A 24,694-nucleotide genomic window follows, 5' to 3' on the forward strand; every position below is an offset into this window, starting at 1 on the left:
AGGAGATGGAAATGGTATTCCCGGCGACTGACCCTTTCGACAATATCGATCAGCAAACATTGCGCCATGTGAGCCTGAAGGTCTTGCAAAGGGTCAATGGCTTGCGCACCGGCTTCCTTCGCACCACGGACAACCGGCCGCATCTGTCCGTCTTGTCCGACGCTGAGCGCAGGCTCGCCTTTGGCGTTCAGCTCACCGCGGCGCGCACCCTGGCCATGGCGGGTGTGCTGCCGGATGCGGATCCCGCCGTGTTTCTGGCTTCGTTCTCCAGGTCTGCCGCCGCTGAGCAGCGCGGAATCTTCAGCCGGATGTTCAGGGGGCAAAAACAGGCGGCTCAGGCCGGGCTGATGGAGCGCATGATGCCGATCCTTGCCGCCTGGCCAGCCTTTGACGCCGATGCATTCTGCGAGGGCTCACCACAGCCCGATGAGTTCATGGCTGAGTTCACAATTGATTTTCCCGGACTTCGGGAGATGGCATATGAGGTCAGCAAGCCAAAGCAGGTCCTTTTGCAGCTGGAGAGCCACTTGGCTACCCTCGCGCCCATCTACAGGGATTTCGAGGGGGCGCTCTTCTCCGGCATCGATCGGGACGCGCTCTCGGCCTTCATTTCGAGGTCCGCCGAGGCGGCCCCGGAACCTCAACCGGTAATGTGAAAAATGCCGAGCATCCGTGAGTATTCTGAAGCCGAATGCGCTGCCTTCCATCGCGTCCGCGATACGTTCGGCCCCTTCTCCAACATGGCCTCAGGCTATGGATTTCAGATCGGTGATGTTGCGGTTTTGTCGAGCGAGCATCAATACCAGGCCATGCGCTTTCCGCACCGTCCTGACATTCAAGAGCAGATCCTAGCGGTGAAGTCTCCCATCAAGGCCAAGCGGAAAGCCTACGAGTTCATCTCGCAGACCCGGGAGGACTGGCATCGGGTCAACATCCCCATCATGCGGCATTGCATTCAGTTGCGGCACGCCTTCAATGCGGATCGCCTGCAGCCGCTTTACGACCAAAGCGCAGACATGCCCATCGTGGAGAAATCGCTGCGTGATGATTTCTGGGGCGCGAAGCCAATTGGCTCCGGACGGCTGCGCGGTGTGAATGCCCTTGGGCGGCTTCACATGGGGCATCGCCTGGAATTGCGAAATGACCCTGATTTCTGCGTTCTGACTGTTGCTCCTCCCGAGATCCCGGACTACAGGCTCCTTGACCGGAAAATCGACGTGGTGGATGTTCCTCGCATCAATTCGGCTAAGGGATGGCAGACATCGCTTGACCTCTGAAAAGGAGAAAAATTCGGATATGCTGCAAGTGGACGGGCCGATTTTCGGAGAAGCATCAGCTGCACAGTATGAGAAAAGGTGCCTCCAACTTCTTGAGGACAGGCCCCGCGATGCCCATGGCGAGGCCCTGCGCATGGCGCTTGCCCTTGGATCCGCTCGCGTTCAGGGCATAACGGAAGCATTGGGCGACCCTTTCACCCATGTCTCCCGGGCACAGCACTTGCTCACAGAGCTGACCGACCGCCTCCAGGCGGCCGATGCGATCACATCGGAGGACTGGCACCACTTCTACCATGACGGTGTGAAGGCGGTTCAGGAGGGCAGGGGCTCTAACCTGCCGCTGCTGACCTCCTCGCTGGTCAATCTCCATCGCTACACCTTGGAGGAGGCGGAAACGCTAACCTTGTACCTCGTGGCGGTAGGCGCCAAAGACGCGCTGGCTGAGACCATCGCTTCAGCGACCGTAACGGCCGGCACGGTCGCCTGCCTCTGCGGGCGCTTTTCCCAATGGGCCTCTGCGCTGGCGCGCCACAACATGAAACCTCTGAGGGCTCTCCCGGAAGCTTCAGCGGAAGCTTGCCGTGGATTTCAGGCGGCAACGTTGAAGCGATTTTCAAAAATCCGGAATTTGGATGACATCGAAAGCGCCCAGGAAGAGCAGCGCGCGCAACGTATCGCCCTTCACAGAGTCCTTCTGGAAAATGACAACGAAAATCGAATACTTGTAAGTTAGATGTTCACTTTTTCGCTTACTATTGTTTTTCTATTTTTAGAACGGGGGCTATCATTGTCGCACTGTCCACCAAGGATTCATCATGACGGAGCAAATCAGGAAACAAGACGCACACTGTGAGCCCGGAAAGAACCGGAACGGTGCGATCAAGAGCCGGATGGATCTCGCAGAAGGGGATTTGATCATCTACCCATTCCTTTGGTCATGGCAAAGCGCCCGCGGTCACACGCGGTCCGACAAGCTGAGGCCATGCGTTGTTCTGATGCGCGAAGAGACCGAGGATGGCCCGGCCGTCCTTCTCTTGCCGATCACCACCAAAACGGCACGTGAGCATGACAACCGGATGCCGGTTCCGATCGAGGAATGCATGCGCGTAGGGATGGACCCCAGCCGCCAGGCGTCTATTGGCATGAATGATTACAATCTCGATTACATCGAGACGTCGACCTGCCTGCGCCACAACGTGCCGATCAGGTCCTTCAGCCCCATGTTCATGCATGACCTCATCGGCGAGTTCAGGGAGGTTCTCGCGAGCCGCAAGGCGCAGCAGATCATCCGGATTCCGTCGAAGACCGAAGAGCTGAGCTACTGACCATCACGCGATCCAAGCCTTGCGAAGGGGCATGGTATCGCGGATGTGCAGGGGCAGCCGGTCATAGCAATCGACGAACTCATCCATAACGTCAGCGGCCGACCACATGCGGACCTCATACCAGAGCTGTTCGCTGCGCGCGGCGACCTGACGGGTAAAGCCGCCCCAGCTGACCAGGAGCCCCTGCTGCGCCTTTGCCGCTCGCATAGCGCCCTCGAGGCGCTGCAGGATTTCATGCCCGGCCGTCTGATCTCCGGATTTGACCTGGACAATCAGGCGGCTGTCACCTCCCAGGTCGCCCTTCCCTGCATAGATGTCCACGCCGCCATCCGGCCCGGGCGGCGAGACCCGAACCTGATACCCGCGCACTTTCAGGATTTCGCCGATGAGATCGGCCAGGGCGTGCCCGCTGAACACCACACCCATGCGGGACATGATCCTCTGGCGCAGCAGGCTCTCCAGCTCATCCGGGTCATCCGGCAGAAGCCCTCCAGCCCCTTCCGGGCCAGGATCTGTGTTCCCGCCCAGAACCGCCTCAATGCGCCTGGCCGCGTCATTGCGCGCGATTTCACAGACCTTCTGCTTTGCGCCCAGCGAGTAAAGAAGGTCGTGCATCAGCTGATTTCTGGGGACATCCTTGCGCAGCCATTGAACCATACGGCCCGGCCTGCCGTCCCGGTCAACTCCGGTGTCGCCGCGGAAGACGCCCACTGCCAGCCGTCCGCTGGTGCGCAGCGGAGAGATTGCAAGGTCCCCGGCCTGAATGTCATGCAACAGGAGATGGAGCTGCCGCGCCGAGGCTTCTTGCCTCAGCAGACTCTCGCCAGGATTTGCCTCAGCGACCTCTTCGAGGATATCGGCAAATTCGAGATGATCAGACAGGTCTGCGCGCACGCCCGCGTCAAAAACAACAAGCCCGGTCTCAAGCGCCTGAGCTTCCGCCGCAGCTGTCCTGTCAAGCCTGACCATCCAGACGCGGCGCAATTTTGAAAGACCTGTAGCCGCGGATTTCTCCAGCTGCGCCATGCCACTCTCCATCGGGAGCCTGGCCCCCTTGATGCAATCAATTAGTGCCTCTGGAAAAATGACCCGGACAGTGTCCGGGTCAGTTGGGGATTAAGAGGCAGTCTGCCTCGGCAGATGAGACTAGAATATTTGCGAAAAACATTGCTGTAAAGACGTCAGGGCCAATTTGCGAAAAATAAAACTCCACCGCGCTGTGTTTCTATGCGACTATGGGGGACGATGAAGTATTGAGGTGGACGATGAGTTCCGTGAAATGCGGCTTGTGCAGCAAGTCATATCCCGCCATTTTCTCGCGGGACAAAACACAAGGCCGCGGCTGCTCGGCCGAAGTGACCGAAGATCTCCTGGTGGGGCACTACGGTTCTGAAGTCGCGGATATGGAGGTTCTGGCGTTTACAGGCAAGCCTCCGGCAAACGGGACGCTTGTCTGCGACGATTGCATTCGATCCGGGCTGGCCTCGGGCAAACTGAAGCGGCTTCCGGATAAGACGCCTGGCTTTTCTGCGAGGACTGACAGCAGCGCTATCATTGAGATGTTCGACAAGCTGCAGTAGGGCGGCGGAAGTCAGGCCGCTGCCTGCTCGGAGGCGGACAGCTCATGTCCACCTCCTGTAATTCAAGGCACGAAATCCTGATATCTGGACCCGGCCGATTTGATTGCGCGCTTCATCTTCTCGAGAGCTCTCGCCTCGATCTGCCGGATCCGCTCACGGGAAAGACCATACTGCACGCTGAGTTCTTCTAGCGTCGACGGCCGCTCCTCCTGAAGCTTGCGCTGGCGGATCACGTCCCGCTCCCGGTCAGAAAGGCTGAGCAATGCGGTTTCGATGAGGTCGCTGGCAACCTTTCCAGAGTTACTACTGATCAGCTCAGCTTCAGCGTCAGGCGCCTCATCCTCCAGGAAGTCCAACCAATCGCCGCCGCCCCCGTCTTCGCTGAAGGTTTTCAACGGAACGTTCAGGCTGACGTCGCTGCCGAGAATCCGCGCACCATACGCAATCACAAAATCCTCGGGGACGCCCAGCTTCTCGGCGGCAAGGCGCAAAAGAGCATCGCTGGTCAGCCGCTCGCCGATTTTCTCATGCTTGGCCTCGATCGCTTTCATGACTTTTCTCAGATTAAAGAAAAGCATGCGCAGGCGCCCTGAGCCGCCAATCCGCACGAGGCTGTGCTGCGAGATGATGTAATCCTGCATCGCAGCGCGGACCCACCAGCGGGCATACGTCGAGAAGCGAAACCCTTTGTCCGGGTTAAACTTGTCGGCCGCCTTCATCATTCCAATGGCGGCTTCGCTTTTCAGGTCCCCCTTCATTGCAATAGCCTTGTCCACGGGCATTTTTCGCAGAAATGCGGAAACTTCGCTGCTCAGGAAGCGATCGAAGGCCAGGACGAGACGCTGGCGGGCCTCATAATTCTTGTGCTTTTGCCAAGCCAAGGCCAGCCTGGCTTCCTCCTCCTGGCTCAGTAAGCCACCTTTCGGTCCACCACGACCTACAGGCTTACCTTTACGCGCGGCAACCGCATTCATCGATGTCATCGTCAATCCTCTTGGCCGGATCTGCCGGTCCTTGCTCACTTTTTCGCATTTTCCGGCGGTCTCCGCAAGAACGTAAGGGGCCGGGCCTGCGCGATCCCTAGTACAATTCTGTTAGATGAGCAGGCTTTCAACTGCGATCGGCTGGCGGGCCGCATGCTTCAAGATTAAAGATCCGGAACGCCAACTGCGTCGCATGTCTCCATGCCCGCCTCCGGGAGGCTCATGCGCCGCTCCTTGGGCAGAACTGGCAGGATCATCGTCTCGGGCGTGATCAACAGCCGATACTTTCCGGCCTTGGGGAGTCCGGCAGACACTGAAGCTGACGACAGGAACTCGACGCCATCATCTCCCCCGAATGTGGCCCGCTTCATTCGGATCCATTCCCCAGGAGAGACCAGTCCGGGGTCGCAGCCCTCCGCGTATGCGGTGTGCTGGATTCCCTTGGCGCGCAGATATTCGATGGGCGCATTGGACATCAGATAAACGCCTTCTCCTCCCACCAGCCACAAACCCGGTTCTATCCGGCTCGGGTCGATATCATCCGCGCTCACACTCAAGACCACACCAAGCGTTTCAAGCTCTTGGCGCAGGAGCCTGATCCGGGACGGATCCAGATCCTGCCGCCAAAGATCCGGGTTCATCATTTGTGACAGGCAAGGCAGCCTTGCGGAAGAACGCAGCGAGGCGCTCAGGAGCGCGGCAACATGTTCAGCTTCGAAAATCAGGTCCATCGGATCCTCCAATTTTCAGGCAGTGTTCCAGCATGCGGCGAAAATGCGAAGCACGGGAAACAACGGACATCAGCTTCCATTCCCGGTCCCGGCGCTCTGCTTCTCGTCCTTGCATTTCGGAGCCTCATTTGCGATTGGCTCGGTCAATTCATCCACAGGGGGATCAAATGGCTCGAACCGGGCTCCAGACACTCATAGACAGCCATTTCCCCACACTGAATGAGAGGGAGGCCGCAACGGAGCTTCACAAGCTCATGAAGCCTCTGCCGGGCAACACCACAAGTGTTGAGAGGATCGAGCGGCACCTTGCCGGCGAGCTGCCTCTTCCGGCTTCATTGGGCATTCATCTGGGCATGCTGATAGGGGGATACCCCAAGCCCCTTCTGGGGATGATGGGGATCGGGCCGAAATGGCAGAGCGGGGCTCGCGCAATTCTGACCGACATCAGCAATGTGAAGGGGGAGCTGACCGAAAGCCCTATGAATTGGCTTGCCAAGATCATGGAAAGCGAAGGCGTTCCCGGCAACAGGGGCAAGATTTCCGGGCTTTTCTCAGGAAACAACCCGCCACGAGCAGCCACCTGTGAGGTTCTCGCGAAACACCTGCCAACGTTCCGCAGCCACCTGAAGGAACGGCAACTGAGCAAGGATGTCAGAGCAGGCCGGGGCAAGGCCGCTATAAGGGGTGCCCTGCAGCTGACCGGCAGCCCCCAAGTCCAGGACCTGGCGCCCATATGCGGCTCCATTCAGAGCAAGAACTTCATATCGAACTTTGCGGATGCCCTTCAGGGGGCGCCAGGTGCTCGCGCAGCCCGCACAGCCTTGGCCGCGGCTATGAGGGAGCCGGACAAAATGAAATGGCCACTGGCCGTTCAGATCTCCTGGCTGCTGGGTTTCACGCCTGATTGGGTCTTCCCGATCAGGGTCGAAGATCGTGACCGCAAGTTGGCGACAATGCTGATCCAAGCGCTGCTTGATGCAGAAAGCCTGCCTCATGGCTCTGACTTGTACGAGTGGCTGAAGCCCCGGCTTCAGGAGCAGGGCATAACCCCAACATATCACGCGCTCGGAAAGTGGTTCAAAGGCCTGACACGACCAAAGAGCGCCACACTCAGCGCCTTCCTGAAAGCGTTGAATGCAAATGAGGCAACGTTCAATGCCGTGCTGTATACGCGCGGGCTCCCCAAAAATGCATCGCCCTCCCGGCCCAGAAACCGCCATCCGGTGAAGAGCCTTCGACAGCTCGATGGCCGCAAAGATATCGTGGAAAGCATATCGGTCCCGAAAGCTGACCGAAAACTCAGCGAGCGCATCCGCCTGGCCGCAGCGGAACACCTCGGATCATATACGTCGGATGTGCCTGAACTTGCAAAAGCCATGCAGAAACGGCTTGCATCCATGGCAAAGTTCAAGGTGCCTCTTGGGCTGGTCGAGCAATGGCTGGCCGGCACATCCGGCATCTGTGACCTTGAAGTGGACGTGATTGCCGCGAGCCTATCCATCAGCACCCCCAAACTGATCAGCGGCAGGGCAAATTTCCTCGAAAAGGTGCATAGAGCCAATGATGCCAAAGTCATTGGCCACAAACTGAATGCGTATACGAACACAAGCCTGCGGATCTACCCTCTCATGGCTGCGCATGAAGGCAAACCTGAATTTGAGGACCGCCTGAAGATGCTGCTCTATGTTCGAGGCGTAACCCAAAGCCCAACCGCCTCCCGCGAGGAGGTGTCAGAGGCTCTCAAGTACCTGATGGGCTTCCAATACAGCCTGGATCGCAATTCTTCTGAGCCGATTGACCCGTCGGAGATCCGCGATCTCGTCCTGGTGGAGTCCAGATGCGGCTCGGCGCGCGGCTGGCTGGAGGACGGCATCCTCACGCGCCAGTCAATCGTGCAGTTCAACCTGGACCGCATGCGGTAAACCCGACCATCCTGACCCCGCCGCTCTCACCTGGAGGCCGCGGACAGGGATCAGGTAAGAACGCAAAAATATTTTCACATTATCGCTCTGATCCTCTACGTTGATTATGCGAAAATCGGAGTGGATCATGGAAAGCAAAAGCATCAAGCTGTACAAAACCGAGGGCAGTTCGGACAAGGTCTACAACGTTGACCTCTTCGAAAAGGATGGTGCGTGGGCGGTCCACGCCCACAACGGGCGCCGCGGCAAACCGCTCAAGCTCCAAAACAAAGGCGAAGGCATGTCGTATGAGGCGGCACTGCCGATCTACGAAAGCCTTGTGAAAAAGAAAATCAAAGGCGGCTACACTGAACATGAAGACGGGGTGAGCTTCTCTTCCAGCGAGTTTGCCGGCGAAAAAACGGACTTCCAGGCGCAGCTTTCAAATGAAATTTCGCTCGAAGACGCGCTGGACTTCGGCGACGAGTGGCTCGTCCAGGAAAAGCACGACGGGGAACGCCGCGGGGCAAGCTTTGATACCGGATCTGCTGTCTATTCGAACCGCAGCGGCCTTGCTGTTGGCGTTCAGTCCCCCATTGATGAGGCCTTCAAGGCCCTGCGTGAAGCACTGGGCGCCCCGATCGCTGTTGATGCGGAAGACCTTGGGTCAAAACTGGTCATCTTCGATATCAAGCGGCACCCGGACCTGCCCCCTCAAGCAACATTCAGCCAGCGCACTGCCGTTCTGGAGACCCTCAAGGAGCAAATCGCGACGGCTGGGCTGGACGAAACCCTTCAGGTGGAAATTCCGATCCCGGCGCGCGACTTCTTCGCAATGCATCTCCCGGAACTTCAGGAGCGCAAGGCTGAAGGCTTCATCCTGCGCCACCGCGACAGCCTCGACACTCCGGGAAAGCCCAGTTCCGGCGGGCAAGTGCTGAAGGTCAAATTCTGGAAAGACGTGACCTGCCGTGTAGGAGAGTCGCGGCCGGGCAAGCGCTCGGTCGGGCTTGAGCTGCTGGATGACGAGGGCAGCTGGACGGCTGTGGGGAACGTGACGATCCCCGTGAACGCTGAAATCCCTCCCAAAGGCAGCCTGATTGATGTCAAGTACCTCTACGCCTTCAAAGGCGGCGCGATCTATCAGCCCACATACAAGGGCCTGCGGACCGACATCCCGGAAAGCGACTGCCGGGTGGACCGCCTGAGCTATAAACCGGAGCCCGAGGATCCCGGTTACGCCTCGGCCGGCCTCAGCATGTAAGTCTTCAGCGTCCCGGGCATGCCCGGGGCGCTGCGCCTGATGCATTCAGGCATCTCACCGAGCGGACCGACGATATGCCGGATCAGGGCTTCAGCCCCGCATTTCCCGCACCGTGTTAGCGCACTGCGCGTGCGCATTGGGTTTGCCGATGTGATGGGGGTTGAGGACCAGATACCATTCCGGCTCATACCCGGGTGCCTGCGTCCGCGAGTAAGTACACCCTTCCGGAGACGTCCAATAGACACCATTCCCGGGGTATGGATAGTAGTCGCCAGCATAGCCAGACGGGATCCTGCGCCCGCCATACGGGTTGTTCGGATTGGTTGCCGTTCCGAATACATCCGAGATGTCACCAGGGTCTTTCGGGCCGAATGTCTCAGTAGCATATTCAACCAGATCGTCCATGCCATCCGGGCCATCAAACTGCTTCGAGGATGAGCAGCCCGCAATCGCAAAAAGAAGTGCTCCCGCAAGCAATTTTGTTGAATTCATTGTCAATTCCTCATTGTGATCGGAGCGACCATAGATTTTCTGCGAATTTTAGTAATTTGTTTTTCGAACTTATCCACATCTTGACACACGCGCTGGCTCAATGTGAAAAAGATGCACATGTTAACCTTGCGCGAAACGTCAAGATCCATATTGATTTTTCACATATGTATTGTACTGATGTGTGTGATGTAAATTACATAAACTCGCAGCACAGTGGATGCGCTATGATACTTCGATGCACAGCCGTTTCAGCCTTGGTATTCGCCGTGATGGCGAGCTCGGTTCATGCTGACTATGTGAGGATACCGCATTGGACCGTCGAGAAGGTGGACGCGCATGGCGTATGCCGTCAAATTGGCAACCTTAGCGGTCGCGCGATCATGGTCCCATTTCGCAGCGCAGATGAGTGGAGCGTAGGATCAGGTGCATTCCTCAATACTGAGCATGCCAAGATCGACCTCTATGCATGCAATGAAGACCCGCCCTGGGTCGATTATGGGAACTATGAATACAAGACTTGCACGTCCGACGTTGAAGATTTTGGGACAGGTGGCGGAAGGGATCGAACCAAATTCACCATCACAACGCATAAGGCGGTTAATGGTGTCGTCACAACAACCACAGGCTACTCTTACAGGTGGGGCGCCTGGAGCTGTTATCACTACTAGACAAGCCCTTCACCTGCAGCATCCAGGAATAACGGCGGTATGCTCTAATCGCCCTTGAGTTGCGAAAAAATATTACATATCATCCCCCAAGCTGATTGAGAAGACACTATTGAGGGCGGTCGCCCAAATTCACTTCGGGGGATGAATTGCGGTTCTTGCACACGGCTGACTGGCACTTGGGACACAGCTTGAATGGGTGGGCGCGCGATGGCGAGCACAGGGTGTTCTTTGAACGCCTGGCCCGGATCATCGAGGAAGAGCAGGTTGATGTGCTCCTCGTTTCCGGGGACATCTACGATGGCATCAATCCTTCCGGGGAAAGCCAGAAGATCCTCTTCGATGCACTGGCAGAGTTCCGCAGGCGGCGCCCGGACCTCCTGACCATCATGACATCTGGAAACCACGATCCCGCAGGCCGTCTCGAGGCCCCCGAGGCCATTTTGTCCGGGCAGGGCACCAAGGTCATCGGCACTGTCCGCCGCCAGGATGAAGACGTCGACCTGCAGCGCCACATCATCGAGGTGTCGGGCCCGGACGGGGCTCCGGCCGCTGTGGTCATGGCGGTGCCTTTCCTTCGCGCCGCGGATATGCCGGGGCTCTCATTTGCTGGCTCCGATCCGGGCCGATCTCCGATTGTTGATGCCGCGCGCAGCCTTCACCGGCAAATGGCCGCGGCCGCCCGCGCCGCTGCCGGGGATCTTCCCATCATCGCGATGGGGCATCTGACGTGCATTGGCGGCGAGGAAAGCGAGGGCGCAGAACGGCGCATCCTGATCGGCGGCGAACACGCGCTGCCGATCGATGTCTTCGATGAAGACATCGCATATGTTGCCTTGGGCCATCTGCACGGCCCCCAATCGCTCGACGGCGGCCGGATCCGATATTCCGGCTCCTGTTTTCCGCTCTCCGCCGCAGAGATCCGTTACCGCCACGGGGTAACCCTGATTGATCTTGCTGATGGCAATGTTGAATGGCGCCATGTCGAAATTCCGCGACCGGCAGAATTCTACCGCCTTCCCGCAACCGGCAACATGTCCCTCGATGAATTCCGGGTCGCACTTGACGCTTTGGACCTTGACCCGGAGACGCCTGCGGATCTGCAGCCCTTTGTCTATGGGACATTGTCGGCGGATGGCCCCGCTTCGGTCATTCTTGCAGAAGCCGAAGCGGTTCTTTCCGGGTATCCGGTACGGACGGCCGGGCTGAAAGTGCAGCGCGATGTTGCAAATGATGCACCTGTTGTGAAGGTTGCCTCCCTTCAGGACACGACTCCTGAGAAGCTCTTCATCGAAGCTTTCCGGAAAATCAATGACACCGATCCCGAGGCGCGGCATCTCGCAGCGTTCCGGGATGCTGCGGCGGAGGTTTGAGCATGCAGATCCTGTCCATCAGCGGGCGCAATCTCGCCAGCCTGGCCGATCAATTCAAGATCGACCTGCGCGATGAACCGCTCCGGTCAGCGGGCCTCTTTGCCATCACTGGCGAGACCGGTGCAGGCAAATCAACCATCCTGGATGCCATGTGCCTGGCGCTTTACGGGGAATGCCCCCGGCTGAGCTCTTCCGGCATCAATGATGACGTGCCCGATGCGTCCGGGGAAACCATCAAGGCCCGCGACCCGCGCGGCGTGCTCCGCCGGGGCGCTGCATCTGGATATGCGGAAGTCGAATTCATTGCCGCGGATGGCGCAGCCTACCGGGCGACATGGGGCATCCGTCGCGCGCACAACAAATCCGATGGGCGCCTGCAAAAACCTGAACGCAGCCTGACCCGGCTTTCGGACGGCCAACTGCTGGCCTCTCAGATCAATGCGGTCAATGACGAAGTGGTGCGCCTGACAGGCCTGCAATACGATGAGTTCCGCCGCAGCGGCCTGCTCGCCCAAGGCGATTTCGACGCCTTCCTGCGTGCCGACACCGCAGATCGTGCCGCCCTTCTGGAAAAGGTCACCGGGACCGGGATCTACCGCGAGATCTCGAAGCGGATCTATGCCCGGGAAGGTGAGGCGCGGGAAGCTTTGGAGAGGCTTAAGGCGCGGCAAGGTGAACACAGCACGCTCTCGGACGAGGAGCGCGAAGCTCTCCGCCTGGAAAGCGGGCAGCTGACCCGGGAGATCGGTAAAGCAGACGCCACTCTCAAAGAGCTTGCTGCCGATCTTCAGAAGTACAAGGATGCTGAGGCTGCCGAGGCCCGGTTGAAAGAGGCCGCCGCAGCTCATAGCGCGGCTCTCAAGGATCAGGAGGCCGCCGCCTCCGAACGCTCCTTCCTGCAGCAGATCGACATCGCATTGCCGATCCGTCCGGCATACGACCGGGCCGTGAACGCCCGGCAGCGGACCAAACAGGCCGCGCTTTCCCTGAGCCAGGCCAATGAGGCGCTGCAAGCCCGGTCAGCTGCCGCCCTGAAGGCGCGCGACGTGGCTCAGGCTTCCGGGCATCAGGCCGCCAAAATGGAGGCGGAATTCAAAGCCTTCGCTCCCCTCTGGGATCAGGCGACTGCCCTCGACAGCAAGATCGCAACAGCTGGCGAGGAGCTGAGCCGCGCACAAGATGCGCTCCGGGAAGCGGATGAGGCCCTCAGGCTGGCCACCAAGAAAGCAGCGCAGCTGCAAGAATCCCGGACATCCCATCAGAACGCTTTGGCATCCGCTGAAGAGGGGCTGGCCAAATTCCCGGGACTGGAAAAACTGGCATCCCGCTGGGATGAGGTGCGCGCGCGGATCGATGCCCGCGCGAAGGTCTCAAAGGACCGCACCGAGCAGCAGCTCCTGAACGACAAGGCGGGACAGGCAGCCGAAAAGGCACGCAAGGAGATCGAAAAACTCGACGAGGCGGACCGGCAGGCGCGCAACCGCATCACCGAGCTGTCCGGGAAAGATGCCGCTGACAGCCAGCGCCTTCAGGATATCGAGAAGGATGATCCTCAGGACCGGATGGCCCGGCTGACACAGGCTCAGGGCGCGGTGAGCGAACTGCGCAGCCACACGCGCTCTGCGGATCAGGCTCAGGCGCGCCTGAAGGAAGCAGAGGCTTCCCGGGAGGCCGCCGCGGCCGGTTATGCCCAGGCCGAAAAGGACGCTGCGGCTGCCAAAGGCCGCATCAGCGCTGAGGAAGCTGCCATCCGGGCGCTCTCTCAGCCGACCGAGAGGGCGGAAGCGGCCGCCTCCAATGCAGCCGCCCAGCTCCGGGTTCATCTTGAAGATGGGGAGCCATGCCCGGTCTGTGGCTCCCCGGACCACCCCTTGAGCGCAGATGAAGCGCTGGCGGAGCTTGCTTCCGGGATGCGCCGTGAGCTTGAAGGCCATCGCAAGGCGCTCGAAACGGCCTCCAAAGATCTGTCTTCGGCACAATCCCGGCTTGCCAGCTTTGAAGTCCAGAGGGCACATGCCAGCAAGGACGCGGAAAGCTGCCGTGGGACGATTGCCAGCAACCGGTCAGAATTCAGTATCATCCGGGAACGCGAAGCTGTCGCTGGAATTTCCAACCTCATCCCGGAAGAACCGGTGGGTGCAGGCCCTGCACTGTCGGAGGTCGACGTAAAGCTTCAAGCGCGCGGCCAGGAAATCAGCGCCCTTGTTCGAGAGGCCAGCGCATTGCGTGCTGCACTCGACCAGCGCGCCAAGGAGCGAAACCGGCTCAATTCTGAAATCGAAGAGCGGAGCACTATCCGGGAAGGCCACAAAGAAGCAGCTGCACTGGCAGATCAGGAAAAGGCCCTCTCAGCGCAGAGGGTCGAAGCCCTGGGCGCACGCCTTAGCGAGATCACTGATGAGATCGCGCCAGCTCTTGCCGCCGCCCGCACCACCCCGGAGGATCTGGACACGGATCCGGATGAAATGATGCGCAAGCTCAGCCGCCTGTGCGAATGGTGGACGACCCAAACCGGGATCGTTGAGCGGACCAGGGCGGCTTTGACGGATCTTGTTCCGGAAATCTCTTCGGCTGAGAGCGAGAAGGCGGGCGCCGAGGCGGCCCGGAAGCGGGCGGGTGCCACAGTTTCCGAACGCTCGGGTGTCCGGGATGGGCTTGTCCGAGAGCGTTCCGGTCTCTTGGACGGTGAGCCAACCAATACGCACCGGAGCCGGATCAATGCAGCGCGCCTGGATGCAGCCAAACGCAAGGAGGAGGACGATCAGGCTCTGACTTCCGCGTTGGGTCAGGAGGCCGCCGCCCGTCAGAAGGCCGAAACGGCGCAGGAAACCGTGTCGGAAGCAGAGGCTGCGCTGACAGCCGCGGAGGCGGCTCTCTCCGAAGAGCTTCGTGATGCTGCGCTATACCCGGAGACCCTCTCAGAGATCCTCGCTTTGGGCCATGCTGAGGTGAGCGCACTTCGCGCGAAACTTCGCGACACGGATGACCGTGTGACCCGGACGTCATCGGCGCTTCAGGAGCGTAAAGCGGATCACGAGCGCCTTATGGCTGTCGGCCTGCCAGCGATCTCCAAAGAGGATGTTTCGGCCAGAATGGCTGCGGAAGAGAAGGGGCAGACTGAGCGCCGCGCCCGGATCGGCCTGATCCAGGGCCGCCTGGAAACGGATGACCTTGCCAGAACCCGCCTTCAGGGCCTGCTGCGCGACATCGAGAAGCAGAAGGCCGAATGCGATACCTGGATCCCGGTGAACGCGGCGGTCGGCTCAAGCAGCGGCAACAAATTTGCCCGCATCGCCCAGCTCGTGACCCTGTCTGTGCTTGTGGAGCGCGCCAACACGCATCTCGCCCTGCTCAAGCCCCGTTATGAGCTGATCCAGGGCGGGGAAGATCTCGCGCTGCATGTCATCGATCATGACATGGGGGATGAAATCAGATCGACCCGCTCCCTCTCGGGCGGTGAACGCTTCCTTATCTCCCTCTCCCTGGCTCTGGCTCTGTCGGGCCTGGGGCGGCAGGGTGCAATTGCTGCCACGCTCTTCATCGACGAGGGCTTTGGAAGCCTTGATGCGGACTCTCTCGACATTGCCATCGAGGCGCTTGAAGCGCTGCAAAGCCAGGGCCGCACCATCGGCGTCATTTCTCACGTCGAGGCCATGAAGGACAGGATCCCCGTGCAGGTCCAGGTGCGCCGCACCGGTAGCGGGAGAAGCCTTGTGGAAGTCGGGCTGGCCGCATGAGCGGCCAGCACCTAGTACGCAGAACGCATTCGGATAAAGAAATGCCAGTATATCGCCTGTTCCATCTCGACCACCGCAATGAGCCCATGGCTCCGTCAAGCAGCGCCATGGAAGCCCGCTTCCAGGCTATGATGGGCCGCGTTGAGGAGGCGGTGCGCCTCGGCCTGTACCGGGAGGTGGCCCGGGTACAGTCCCCGGACATTCATCAGCTGTTCCCGCTTACCAATCACATTGATGCGGATTGGGCCGAAGGTGCGAATATTCTTGCCGCATCTACACCTGCGCGTTCCACCAGCGTCGGCGACATCGCCATGGATGAGGAGACCGGACAGCTATCCGCATGCGCGGCTAACGGCTGGGACGGCCTCGATGCGGAATATTCCGGGATGCTCCGGGACCATCTCGGCACGGCCATCCCGGAGCTCCCTGCACCGGCAAGCCCGGACTTGACCCCCTGAGTGTGCGTATTTCAGTTTCCGGGTTCGTTTCTCCGCAGCTTCCGGGCCATGCTTCTGCGGGTCCTGGGAACCAAAGACCGTCAGGGTGAGGGCCGCTGCGCCTTCGCCTTGTACTTCCGATCGAAGCTTGCAAGCTTTTGCGGATCAAACGTGGCCGGGCTTGCTCGCATCCTCCCGGACTGCAGGAAGAGCCCTGTCGCGCGATCGCGATCGATCAGAGCCATGGACTTGTCGTCGCAAGACGGCCCCCATCCCATCCTCAGGAGGAAGTTCAGCATGGCATCCCGATCGACGCCGGCATCGCGATAGGACAGCAGACTTGCTGCCGCATCTCGCTTCGACATCTTCTTGCCGCCCAGAGTGATCAGGCCCAGGTGTGCGAAATGGGGCAGGGGATGGCCGAGCGCGTCATAGATTGCCGTGTGCCGGTACGTGTTCGTCATATGATCAATTCCGCGGAGCACCAGGTTGATCCCCATATCCGCATCATCCACCACCGACGCGAAGTGATAAACCGGCATCCCATCCGCCTTGATCAGCACCTGGTTCCGCGCCAGATCCTGCACCTTGCCGCTTGGCGCCTGATTGCCGGAAATGAGGTCGTGCCAATGGCCTGCGGCACCATCCGCAAGCAGGATCGCTCCATTATCCGCGCGAACTGCGCGCCCGGCCGAGATCAGCTTCCCGGCAATGCCGTGATACAGATCCAGCCGATCGGACTGCCGGTGGACCGCATCCGGAATGAGACCAAGCCAATCCAGGCAATCGTGGATGACATCCACTGATGCGCCATTGTTGCGGGCCAGATCGGTGTCATCGATCCGCAGGATGAACCGGCCGCCGGAGGCTCGGGCCGCGAGCCAGTTGAAATAGGCGGTGCGTGCCGTGCCAATATGGAAATTCCCCGTTGGAGAAGGGGCGATGCGGGTGGTGTATGCGGGTGTCATTTCGGGTTGCGCCATTCTTGATATCAGGGGAGGAGCGGATGGTCCGGGATGTCTTCCGGATCACAGATCACGGAGCGGCTGTATGGCGAGGCATTCTGCCTGGCCAGCTTGACAAGTTCCGGGTTCTCCGCCTTCAGGCGGCGGTAGGAGGCAAGCTCCTCAGGGCCAAAAAACGATCCGGCATGGATGGTCCCTGGCAGGTAGTCGCCGCTTGAAATATCAAACAGCAGCGCCGCAGTTTCCGGATCGCTTGCGCGCAGATAATCAAGCCTCTGGCGCATCCACACATCCGCCTTGCCGGGCTCTGGCCAACGGCCTGGATCTTGCGGGCGTGCGGGCTTGCCCCGGACCGCTCTGAGTAACTTTTGCAGCATAAGAAGCCTCTGGTATGGCAGCGCCTACGGGGATCGAACCCGTGTTTCCTGGTTGAAAACCAAACGTCCTAACCACTAGACGAAGGCGCCATTGGCATCCGCAAGGGGGCTCGAACCCCTATCCCAAGAGTGAAAGTCCTGGATTCTGACCAGTTGAACTATGCGGACGATTGGGCGCGGTGCTGTCTGCGCCCGGGCAACAAAAAACCCGCCTCAAGGGGCGGGTGCAGGGCATCGGTCGCGTGCTGGATCTCTGTCCGCGCGTTACACGATGCCCATCTGTTCGCGTTCATATTTCATGGCGTGCAAGCTCCAGCTTTACAGTCAACTTTCGGCCAAGGTAGTTGAAGGAAAACGCAGAGTCAATCTTTTTTTCGCATAAATACGAAGCCCGCCGAATTTTGCGATTTACCAAGTGATATTCCGGATAATCCTTGAACTCATGCCTAAGCTCTGATTGTAGTGGTGGGGCGCGAGTTGCAGGTGATTGTATATTCCCGGAACAGGAGGAGGCTATGGCCCCCTTAAACCAAGAATTCAAACCCACCGTGCTTGCAACCGGTCAGCCGCTGCCCCTGGAAATGGGTCTGGCCATTGCCAGCCAGCCCGCCGGAATGAGTGGCGGATTGTTCTTCGACCTCAACATGATCCTGATGCGGCTCGATCAGCCCAGAAAGCGCGAACTGCGCGATTTCAACAGGCAGGCGACGGTCCGCCTTGGCGATTTTGGCAGCTTCCTGCTGTTCAGCCCGAAATTCCGCGGCTTTTCCTTCGACTTGCTGTGGTCCCCGGTTATTGCCCGCGCCCAGGACGGCGCAGGCATGGTTGCGGTCAATGAGGGAGAGCGCCTCAACCTCAACTTCGTTCTGGTCGATGAGCGGACGATCGTCCGCGGCATCCGGGTCGGGACAATCGGCCCGAAGGCGTCCGGATTCCTTGCCAGAACCCAGAGAAATCTCATTGGGCGGGATGTCGACGCCGAGCAGGTCCAACGGGATATGGAGAGGCTGTTTGGAGAACACCCGCATGGCATCCCGGACAAGATGTTCAAAGCGCGCTCTGCGATCGGCGCCTGAACAAAACGAGCCGTGTCAAGCTCCCTCAGCGAAATCAACCTGCAAAACATTGCAATGTTTTTCGCACTGCCCAAATGTATAGGCGGACATGATTTCCGGGCAGCCAGCGCGCCCGGAAACGAGAGCCGGGCTACGAAACGCAGAAAGGTATGAGCGAATGGCGAAAGATATTGAGATGACCCCGAACGAAGAGGATGCGGTCCAGTTCCAGGTCGGCACGCCCGAGGGCGAAAGGATCTTCGGAACCGAAGTTGATGATATGATCTTCGCCGAGGAAGGCAATGATACCGTCGATGCGGGCGCCGGGAATGACACGATCGAGGGCGGGCAGGGCGCTGATGTGATTAAAGCGGGCCGCGGTCATGACCAGGTCTTTGGCGGAGATGGCGCCGATGTGATCTATGGCAATGATGGCAACGACGAATTGCATGGCGGTGCCGGGCGCGACAAGCTTCGCGGCGGCAACGGGGAAGACATTTTGCTCGGCGGGGAGGGCCGCGACCAGTTGTTCGGCGGTGCAGGTCGGGACACCCTCGATGGGGGCAGCGGCGATGACATCCTGAAGGGCGGCCGCGGCAACGATGTTCTGACCGGGGGCAGCGGCGCTGATACCTTCGTATTCGGCCCCAACGACGGGGCTGACATCATCACAGACTTCTCCGTGGTCTCGGAAGGCACTCAGGAGGCAGATGTGCTCGACATTTCGGCCTTCACGCGCCTCGACTCCTTTGGCGACGTTACTGAACACCTGACCCAGACCTCTTCCGGTGTGATGTTCGAATACGAGGGCGCCTCGGTCTTCCTCGAAGGTGCGCATCTCGACTTGATGACCGTGGACAACTTCATTCTCGCCGGCTGATCCGCGCCAGCAGATCTATCAACATCCTGCCCCGTCTGGGGCAGGATTTTTCAATTCCGATCTTCGTTTTCACATATCCCGTTTATTCTTGCTCCAGCGCCCAAGGAGTGAAGCATGTCCAAATTGATGACCCGCAAAGAGCGGAAACTGGCGGCCAGGCTGCTTATGAACGATCTGCGCAAAGCCCGGCAGCGCGGCCGTTGGTCTGATGGAAACCGGCTGTTTGACGGCGAGGAGATCGAGGAGCTAATCGGGAAACTGTCCCGGAAGCTGATCAACGACACCGCCGACAAGCGGCCAAGGATCCCTCGTTTCTCTAACGCCCTTGCCGGTTTGTCCCTGGTGCGGCGGAATCCGGCCATTCATGGCCTCCCGGAAAAGGCGCCCGCACTGCTGGCCGAGCGGGCCCGTAAGACCTACGGCTGCGCGCTTTCCGGCACCCCCGGCTCAATGGATCACTTCGTTTTCTCCCGCCGCCTTGCCAGGAGGGCAGGCTCAGTTGAACGCACTGAGCTGCTGCTGGATCAGGAAAGGGCGGCATTCACGCGCAGGCTCAGCCGCCCCGGAACGGTAATCATTCGCAGCGCCTGCTTCGAATTCACCGATGGGGAGCCTGTGCCTGCAGGCACGCGTCTGACGGGCACCGGCCACGGCAGCTGGTTCGACGCGCAGGGCAGGGAGGCCGAGATCTCACCGGAGAACCTGGTGGCCACCCAGTGCAAACCCGTGCGCATGACCAAGGGTGAAAGGCGCCGCCTGGCGGAGCTGACCGCAGAGGCTGACCACCTGTCACCGTGGTAACGGCTCCTTCGGGCTTCAAAGAAGCAGCCTGTCCAATCCCCGGGCGATCGCGCCAAAGTCGGCGCCCGGGTAGAAGCCCGAGGATGTGAAGCCATTCAGCTCCACAAGCCGCGGCACGCCATCCTCATCCATGACAAAATCCGCGACCACCGGGTCGGCCCAGACTTCAACATGCCCGGCAACCTTCGAAGCCAGGCTTTGAACTGCCTGAGGGCATGGGGGCGCGGGCGCATCGGCCTCGAAAGAATAGGCCGCGCAGGTCAGGACCTCGCCGCTCATGAGCCAGAAGCGGTATTCGTGCGGCGCGATAGCCTGCGCTCTGTCAAAAGCGACGAGGGCATCTCCGTGGACATTGTGAATCTGGCGCTGCGCCGAAAGCTCCTGCGCCAGATCCGAGATCTCAAAGACTGTGCCGGAGAAGTCCTTGCGTGAGGATGCCGGACGCATGAACAGCCTCTCCCCGAACAGCGCTCTGAGCTGATCCTCCCGGCTTGCGGCCTGTCCGAATGGCAGCAGGATGGTTTCCCGGTTCAGAAGCCACTCCCGGGGCATAAGTCCGGAAAACGTCTGTACGGACAAGTGGTCTTCATCCTGAAGGATGCCCGTCGCCAGATGACCGCAGTTGCGGCGCACATATGCGGCAACCTCCAATGATCCAAACACTGCGACCCGGGTTCCGGACATGGGATCCAGCGGGCTTTCCGGGGAGAGCTCCGCGTCAAGCCGGTCAAGATCAGCCCTCCAGTTCCCTGAGGTGCTGAAGACAAACGCTGCAGCGCCGGAAGAGCTGACCCCCGGAACCGGATCGAGCCCCCGCAACAATTCTTCCTGGAAGATCATATGGACCGGGCCGGCGCGCCTGGCCGGAACCATAGGCATTTTCATGGCATGAGGTCTTCCGTTTCAGGTTCATTGGCCATCCTGGGCGCATTGCTGTCCAGGATGCGCAGCGGCTCGAAGCCCGCGCCCTGTCCGGGGTAGCCGCGAATATTGCGCAGAAAACGGATGTCGCGCTCCTGACCGGAAAGGAGATACTCCACGGCATCGTGGCTGTGCCCGCAAATCCAGGCGTCGACCGGGAACGGCTCGATTTCAGATGCAAGGTCGGACGCATAGGCTGCTGAAATGATGTCAGCCTCCTCGCGACGCTTGGGGTTCAGCATCTGTTTGACCGGAAGATGGTGGGTCATAACGATGGTTCGCCCATCAAATGGCTGGGAGAGAAGCTCGAAGATCCGGGCCTTTTCCTGCAAGTGCATGGCCCTCGTGTCGCCGGGGAGCATCTTGCGGTAAATCCCGGTCCTCTCGTCGAAGAACCGGACCCTGCTGTAGTCATTCATCGTGGATGCAACGGCACGCTCTGCACCAACAGCCCGATCCGGATAGAGCTGCAGATCCGTCCAGAGCGTGGCCCCGATAATCCGGGTGTCGCCGATCGTCCGGGATGTTCCCCGGAGGATCTCGATATCAACGCCTTTCGAACGCCTCTCGGCAATGCGCTGATCTTCAAGCGCCCAAAGCTTTTGGATCCTCTTGGCGCCATACGGCTCATGGTTGCCATCGATCATGAGGATCGGGCAGCGCCAGATATCCCAGACCTCTTCCGCTAGATCGATGTGCCGGCCCTTCACGTCCGTATCGCCAGCAATGAGGATCCCGTCGATATCAGACCGCGCAGGCGCATCGCTGCCCGCGCCGGGTGCTTCGGCCGGAAGCGGCACCTCGAAAGGCTCAAACTCACAGTGGAGATCGCTCCAGAAAAGAAATCGCGCCATGGTTTTTGCCTGCCTTTCAGAAGAGATGGATTTCAATGCTGGAACGAAGCTCTGACACCGTTTCCCCGACGCCATCAGCGATCCCCAGGAGGTACCCCTTGTCGCCGGAAGGGACATGCTCATTCTGGACCCCGTCCCGCAACCGCTGCTCAAGCCCAGCCAGGTAACCGCTCGCCTTCTCCCTGCATGTCACAAGATCCCAACCGTGCCTCGCTTCCATTTCCTGACGGACCTGTTCCGTCTCTTCACGCATGACCTGCGGATCCAGAAACCCGCCCAGATCCAGCAGGATGAGCCGGTTATCTTCGCACGGCCGGTGCTCAATGGTGCTGAAAATCAACTTGCCTGCAAGCCTGTCCGGCTGCTCCAGGTGCGATTGCAGCCAGGCTTCAGAGTCCCGCTCTGGCTGATCCGTGTCAACAATTACATCGTGCGTCGCAATAGATCTGTCCAGAGAGACGCAATAGGGAAAACCGAAAAGGTTTGCCGCGCGGTCATACATCACATGAGGATGATTGAAGTCGTGGTACCGGCGCCAGCCTTCCATGGCATGGCGCTCCTGCGCCGCAGACCACAAAGCGGTTCCCGGCAGGCGCGTCCATTCCGGCGTTCCCGCCGGCATCAGGCCCTGCTCTCCATAACCGCGGAAACGCCGAGCGTGGTGATCCGCCAGGTGGAGGCTTTACCCGCCTTGACCGGCGTCCGCTCGACCATCTTGAGCTTCTCAAGTGCCTTCAGGGGCGTAATGGCCCACTCTTCCTTGAGCTTTTTTGACGTGGCAATGTCTTTGAATTGCGGGACCGTCATATACGCCTCCGCGGCGACCGTAGCCATCAGCCGCTCGAGAACGCGGAGCTGAATCGGGGTGGGTGTCTTGCTCATCAGTCTCTTCTCCAGGATACTTCACTCATTCGGGTAACGGATTTCACGCAATGGTAGTCTTGTTTTATTTTTTCTCACACTCCCTGCCTAAGGAAATATGTGGAAAATCCCAAGGCAGGAAGTGGATTTTCAATCAGGCTTCACCCAAACCCTCCAGCTCGGACCGGACCTTCTCCATTGCCTCATCGACGGACCGCAGGCTTCCTGACAACATGTTGATCTGGTTTTCCGCCTCCATGAGGGTCTCCAGGAAGCTGCTGTGCTCCATGCTGCCACGGACCAGGACACTGAGCATATCCCGGCTGCGCCGCTGATCTTCGATGGCCGCGCCGCGCTTCTCAAGAAGCGCCTCCCGTTTCCCTTGGAGCTCTTCCAGAAGCGTTTTGATGTCGAGCGCCCTGGCCAGGACTTCATGCTGAGTACGCTTCAGACCCTGCCAGGCCATCCAGTCCAGGATCTCTGCCGGGGTAACATCGCTCAGCCTGTGCAGCGTCTCCCGCGGCAGCTGCTCCTCAACTGAAATCTCGTGCGCCTCTCCCGCGGGAAGCTCAACTCGGATCATGACCCATCCCGGTCGGGAGTTGTCGGGCTCCACAGAATGAACGGCACCCGATGCGGAGACGGACGGGGTCGCGCCGTGCTGGAGGGGGTGCTCGATGAGCAGCTCACGGCTCTCTTGCTTCGGGGCCGTCACAAGGTAGCGGGTGCTGCGCACCGCAACGTCTTTCAGCAGCACGGTGCCGCCAGAGACGACAAGGCCCGCCTCGCGCGTTTCCAGTCCGGCGATCTCCGATACTTCGGTCTTCTGATCCATGCCGAAGGCCACTGAGCCGGTAGCGCCCGGCGCAATCATCGGGAATGCCGCATCCCCCGCATAACCGGTCTCAGCATCGTGAATCGTCATAATGCCGGGCGGCAACCGGACCGGCAGATCATTGGTGACCACGAGCTGAAGTTCGGGAGCGCCTTTGCGCTCTCCGGCGCCTCCGGTCCATACCGAATAGTAATGCCCGTCCAGGCTCCCGGCGATAAACGGAACCGACATCATCTTGCCGGACGGCAGATCGATCAGATCAGGGAACGTGAAACGTGTTGCAAGGGCGCCCTCATGGCCTGCGGCGCTTACCTCGGCCGCCATCAGCTCCGGGGCCATCCCCGCTGCAAAGCCCATGCTGTCGGCAGAAAATGCTTCCAGCCTGGCGGCTTTGGCAAAGACTGGGCCGCCATCTTCATTCTCATACCGGTCCCGCACAGCCCACTCCCGCGAATGCAGATCGGATTGAAGGGTCTTGGGGGCGCCGGAGCTGAGCGTCAGACTGATGTCCGACCAATCCTCACCGGTCGCATTTTCGATGACTGCCCATGCCTGAAGCGAGACCTCCCCCTCTGCGCCAAGAACGCCACGGTACGCAGTCTTCCAGATCGGCGCAGGCACCACGTAGCTGATGGTTGTATCCGGTTTCGGATCTGTCAGCTCGAGAGTGATTTCTTTGACTTTCTGCCGGGAAGCGCCTGCAACCGCCGCCACTCCCGTGCTGATTGCCTCGCGGACAGCGCCATCGAGGATCTTGACCCGCACATCCGCCGCCAAGGGAATGCGCGCGACATCGCCCTCGTCCGTGATCAGGTGCAAGCTCGCCTGGCATTCGCCTTGCGTGCAATTCCCGGCAGGCGACACCCCAAGAACACGCCCGCCAGTGACGCCGGACGGATCCGTCACGCTGACACGCGTGCCCGGCAAGGCCTTAAGCAATCGCTCGATATTCTGGATGTCAGCCGGGCTGACGGGCAGCGTAGTGAAGGTATCTTCGATCGGAGATGACCCATCGAGAACGATACGTGCGGCACCCCCGCCGCTCCCTTGCACAACAAGGGATTTCAGCACATCGTTCACATCTTTCAAGGGCACCTTCAGAGTGAGGCTTTGCTCCTCTCCAGCCGCTCTCTTGATATCTGCCACACCGGCATCAAACAGCGTCACAGCCTGAATTGGCGCATCGCCCGCAGCTGCCGTCGAAGCGGCTGCCATCAGAGCGGCAACAGCCATGTTGGAGAATTTCAGCATTTGGACCCTTCAGCTCTATTTCTCGCATAACATGCGTCACGAGGGCCAGGATTGGCAACTATTTTCGCAAATGCAGAGCCTCCAGAACGCCTCAACTGACGGAAGCGGCCTGGTGAAACGCCCTGTTTC

The 24,694-nt window shown here is 59.7% G+C and carries 23 protein-coding genes and 2 tRNA genes; 12 read left to right on the plus strand and 13 right to left on the minus strand.

The annotated features are described in order from the left end of the window. Nucleotides 1-11: 11 nt before the first annotated feature. From AB9K35_RS07900 to AB9K35_RS07915, 4 genes are all read left to right on the plus strand, one after another. Nucleotides 12-656 (plus strand): hypothetical protein, encoded by a 645-nt coding sequence (locus AB9K35_RS07900; RefSeq protein ID WP_369925200.1) that lies wholly within the window; start codon nt 12-14, stop codon nt 654-656. A 3-nt stretch (nt 657-659) separates the two neighbouring features. Then, the gene (locus tag AB9K35_RS07905; protein ID WP_369925201.1) at nt 660-1,277 is read left to right on the plus strand and encodes an NADAR family protein; all 618 of its coding nucleotides are present in this window, start codon (nt 660-662) and stop codon (nt 1,275-1,277) included. Next, nucleotides 1,267-2,010 (plus strand): hypothetical protein, encoded by a 744-nt coding sequence (locus AB9K35_RS07910; RefSeq protein ID WP_369925202.1) that lies wholly within the window; start codon nt 1,267-1,269, stop codon nt 2,008-2,010. The genes AB9K35_RS07905 and AB9K35_RS07910 overlap by 11 nt, the downstream gene beginning before the upstream one ends. 82 nt (nt 2,011-2,092) lie before the next feature. Continuing rightward, the gene (locus tag AB9K35_RS07915; protein WP_369925203.1) at nt 2,093-2,602 is read left to right on the plus strand and encodes a hypothetical protein; all 510 of its coding nucleotides are present in this window, start codon (nt 2,093-2,095) and stop codon (nt 2,600-2,602) included. A gap of 3 nt (nt 2,603-2,605) precedes the next feature. Here AB9K35_RS07915 and AB9K35_RS07920 read toward each other — a convergent pair whose 3' ends face one another. From AB9K35_RS07920 to AB9K35_RS07930, 3 genes are all read right to left on the minus strand, one after another. Next, nucleotides 2,606-3,628: a restriction endonuclease gene (locus tag AB9K35_RS07920; protein WP_369925204.1), complete on the minus strand. Its 1,023-nt coding sequence runs from the start codon at nt 3,626-3,628 to the stop codon at nt 2,606-2,608. 616 nt (nt 3,629-4,244) lie between these two features. After that, complete coding sequence (locus tag AB9K35_RS07925; RefSeq protein ID WP_369925205.1) at nt 4,245-5,165, minus strand: sigma-70 family RNA polymerase sigma factor; 921 nt, start codon at nt 5,163-5,165, stop codon at nt 4,245-4,247. A gap of 164 nt (nt 5,166-5,329) precedes the next feature. Continuing rightward, the gene (locus AB9K35_RS07930) at nt 5,330-5,896 is read right to left on the minus strand and encodes a DUF3085 domain-containing protein (protein WP_369925206.1); all 567 of its coding nucleotides are present in this window, start codon (nt 5,894-5,896) and stop codon (nt 5,330-5,332) included. Nucleotides 5,897-6,150: 254 nt separating this feature from the next. On the opposite strand from AB9K35_RS07930, the gene AB9K35_RS07935 reads away from it, so the two are divergent. Together AB9K35_RS07935 and AB9K35_RS07940 are read left to right on the plus strand one after the other, a co-directional pair. Further along, nucleotides 6,151-7,818: a hypothetical protein gene (locus tag AB9K35_RS07935; protein ID WP_369925207.1), complete on the plus strand. Its 1,668-nt coding sequence runs from the start codon at nt 6,151-6,153 to the stop codon at nt 7,816-7,818. A 127-nt stretch (nt 7,819-7,945) separates the two neighbouring features. Further along, complete coding sequence (locus AB9K35_RS07940; RefSeq protein WP_369925208.1) at nt 7,946-9,061, plus strand: hypothetical protein; 1,116 nt, start codon at nt 7,946-7,948, stop codon at nt 9,059-9,061. Between the two features lie 90 nt (nt 9,062-9,151). Here AB9K35_RS07940 and AB9K35_RS07945 read toward each other — a convergent pair whose 3' ends face one another. After that, nucleotides 9,152-9,553, minus strand: coding sequence for a hypothetical protein (locus AB9K35_RS07945; protein WP_369925209.1), 402 nt, complete (start codon nt 9,551-9,553; stop codon nt 9,152-9,154). A gap of 823 nt (nt 9,554-10,376) precedes the next feature. Between AB9K35_RS07945 and AB9K35_RS07950 the strand changes: the two genes are divergently transcribed. From AB9K35_RS07950 to AB9K35_RS07960, 3 genes are read left to right on the plus strand one after another with little or no spacing between them, the layout of a single operon-like run. Further along, the gene (locus AB9K35_RS07950; protein ID WP_369925210.1) at nt 10,377-11,591 is read left to right on the plus strand and encodes an exonuclease SbcCD subunit D; all 1,215 of its coding nucleotides are present in this window, start codon (nt 10,377-10,379) and stop codon (nt 11,589-11,591) included. Between the two features lie 2 nt (nt 11,592-11,593). Beyond that, on the plus strand, nt 11,594-15,328 hold the full coding sequence (locus AB9K35_RS07955; protein ID WP_369925211.1) for an AAA family ATPase: 3,735 nt from the start codon (nt 11,594-11,596) through the stop codon (nt 15,326-15,328). Next, nucleotides 15,325-15,786, plus strand: a complete 462-nt coding sequence (locus AB9K35_RS07960) for a hypothetical protein (RefSeq protein ID WP_369925212.1) — start codon at nt 15,325-15,327, stop codon at nt 15,784-15,786. Before AB9K35_RS07955 ends, AB9K35_RS07960 begins: the two co-directional genes overlap by 4 nt. An 80-nt stretch (nt 15,787-15,866) precedes the next feature. On the opposite strand, the gene AB9K35_RS07965 is transcribed toward AB9K35_RS07960, so the two are convergent. The 4 genes from AB9K35_RS07965 to AB9K35_RS07980 all read right to left on the minus strand — a co-directional run bounded on the left by AB9K35_RS07965 (nt 15,867) and on the right by AB9K35_RS07980 (nt 17,275). Further along, the gene (locus AB9K35_RS07965) at nt 15,867-16,748 is read right to left on the minus strand and encodes a glutamate--tRNA ligase (protein WP_369925213.1); all 882 of its coding nucleotides are present in this window, start codon (nt 16,746-16,748) and stop codon (nt 15,867-15,869) included. 8 nt (nt 16,749-16,756) lie between these two features. Further along, complete coding sequence (locus AB9K35_RS07970) at nt 16,757-17,014, minus strand: hypothetical protein (RefSeq protein ID WP_369925214.1); 258 nt, start codon at nt 17,012-17,014, stop codon at nt 16,757-16,759. 108 nt (nt 17,015-17,122) lie between these two features. Continuing rightward, a tRNA-Glu gene (locus AB9K35_RS07975) sits at nt 17,123-17,197 on the minus strand. Nucleotides 17,198-17,199: 2 nt separating this feature from the next. Continuing rightward, nucleotides 17,200-17,275, minus strand: a tRNA-Glu gene (locus AB9K35_RS07980). Nucleotides 17,276-17,622: 347 nt separating this feature from the next. Between AB9K35_RS07980 and AB9K35_RS07985 the strand changes: the two genes are divergently transcribed. The 3 genes from AB9K35_RS07985 to AB9K35_RS07995 all read left to right on the plus strand — a co-directional run bounded on the left by AB9K35_RS07985 (nt 17,623) and on the right by AB9K35_RS07995 (nt 19,843). Next, the gene (locus tag AB9K35_RS07985) at nt 17,623-18,183 is read left to right on the plus strand and encodes a hypothetical protein (RefSeq protein ID WP_369925215.1); all 561 of its coding nucleotides are present in this window, start codon (nt 17,623-17,625) and stop codon (nt 18,181-18,183) included. Nucleotides 18,184-18,340: 157 nt separating this feature from the next. Further along, the gene (locus AB9K35_RS07990) at nt 18,341-19,042 is read left to right on the plus strand and encodes a calcium-binding protein (protein ID WP_051357666.1); all 702 of its coding nucleotides are present in this window, start codon (nt 18,341-18,343) and stop codon (nt 19,040-19,042) included. Between the two features lie 114 nt (nt 19,043-19,156). Continuing rightward, a complete protein-coding gene (locus AB9K35_RS07995; RefSeq protein WP_369925216.1) occupies nt 19,157-19,843 on the plus strand; it encodes a hypothetical protein in 687 nt (228 codons plus the stop codon). 15 nt (nt 19,844-19,858) lie between these two features. On the opposite strand, the gene AB9K35_RS08000 is transcribed toward AB9K35_RS07995, so the two are convergent. From AB9K35_RS08000 to AB9K35_RS08020, 5 genes are all read right to left on the minus strand, one after another. After that, on the minus strand, nt 19,859-20,728 hold the full coding sequence (locus tag AB9K35_RS08000) for an ATP-grasp domain-containing protein (RefSeq protein ID WP_369925217.1): 870 nt from the start codon (nt 20,726-20,728) through the stop codon (nt 19,859-19,861). Next, complete coding sequence (locus tag AB9K35_RS08005; RefSeq protein WP_369925218.1) at nt 20,725-21,618, minus strand: metallophosphoesterase; 894 nt, start codon at nt 21,616-21,618, stop codon at nt 20,725-20,727. The genes AB9K35_RS08000 and AB9K35_RS08005 overlap by 4 nt, the downstream gene beginning before the upstream one ends. 16 nt (nt 21,619-21,634) lie before the next feature. Beyond that, complete coding sequence (locus AB9K35_RS08010) at nt 21,635-22,240, minus strand: hypothetical protein (RefSeq protein ID WP_369925219.1); 606 nt, start codon at nt 22,238-22,240, stop codon at nt 21,635-21,637. Next, on the minus strand, nt 22,240-22,500 hold the full coding sequence (locus AB9K35_RS08015) for a hypothetical protein (RefSeq protein ID WP_027234095.1): 261 nt from the start codon (nt 22,498-22,500) through the stop codon (nt 22,240-22,242). Before AB9K35_RS08015 ends, AB9K35_RS08010 begins: the two co-directional genes overlap by 1 nt. A gap of 133 nt (nt 22,501-22,633) precedes the next feature. Further along, entirely contained in the window at nt 22,634-24,565 is a 1,932-nt protein-coding gene (locus tag AB9K35_RS08020; protein WP_369925220.1) for a DUF4139 domain-containing protein, read from the minus strand. Nucleotides 24,566-24,694: the final 129 nt, after the last annotated feature.

The organism is Leisingera sp. XS_AS12 (assembly GCF_041224635.1).
Classification (GTDB): Bacteria; Pseudomonadota; Alphaproteobacteria; order Rhodobacterales; family Rhodobacteraceae; genus Leisingera.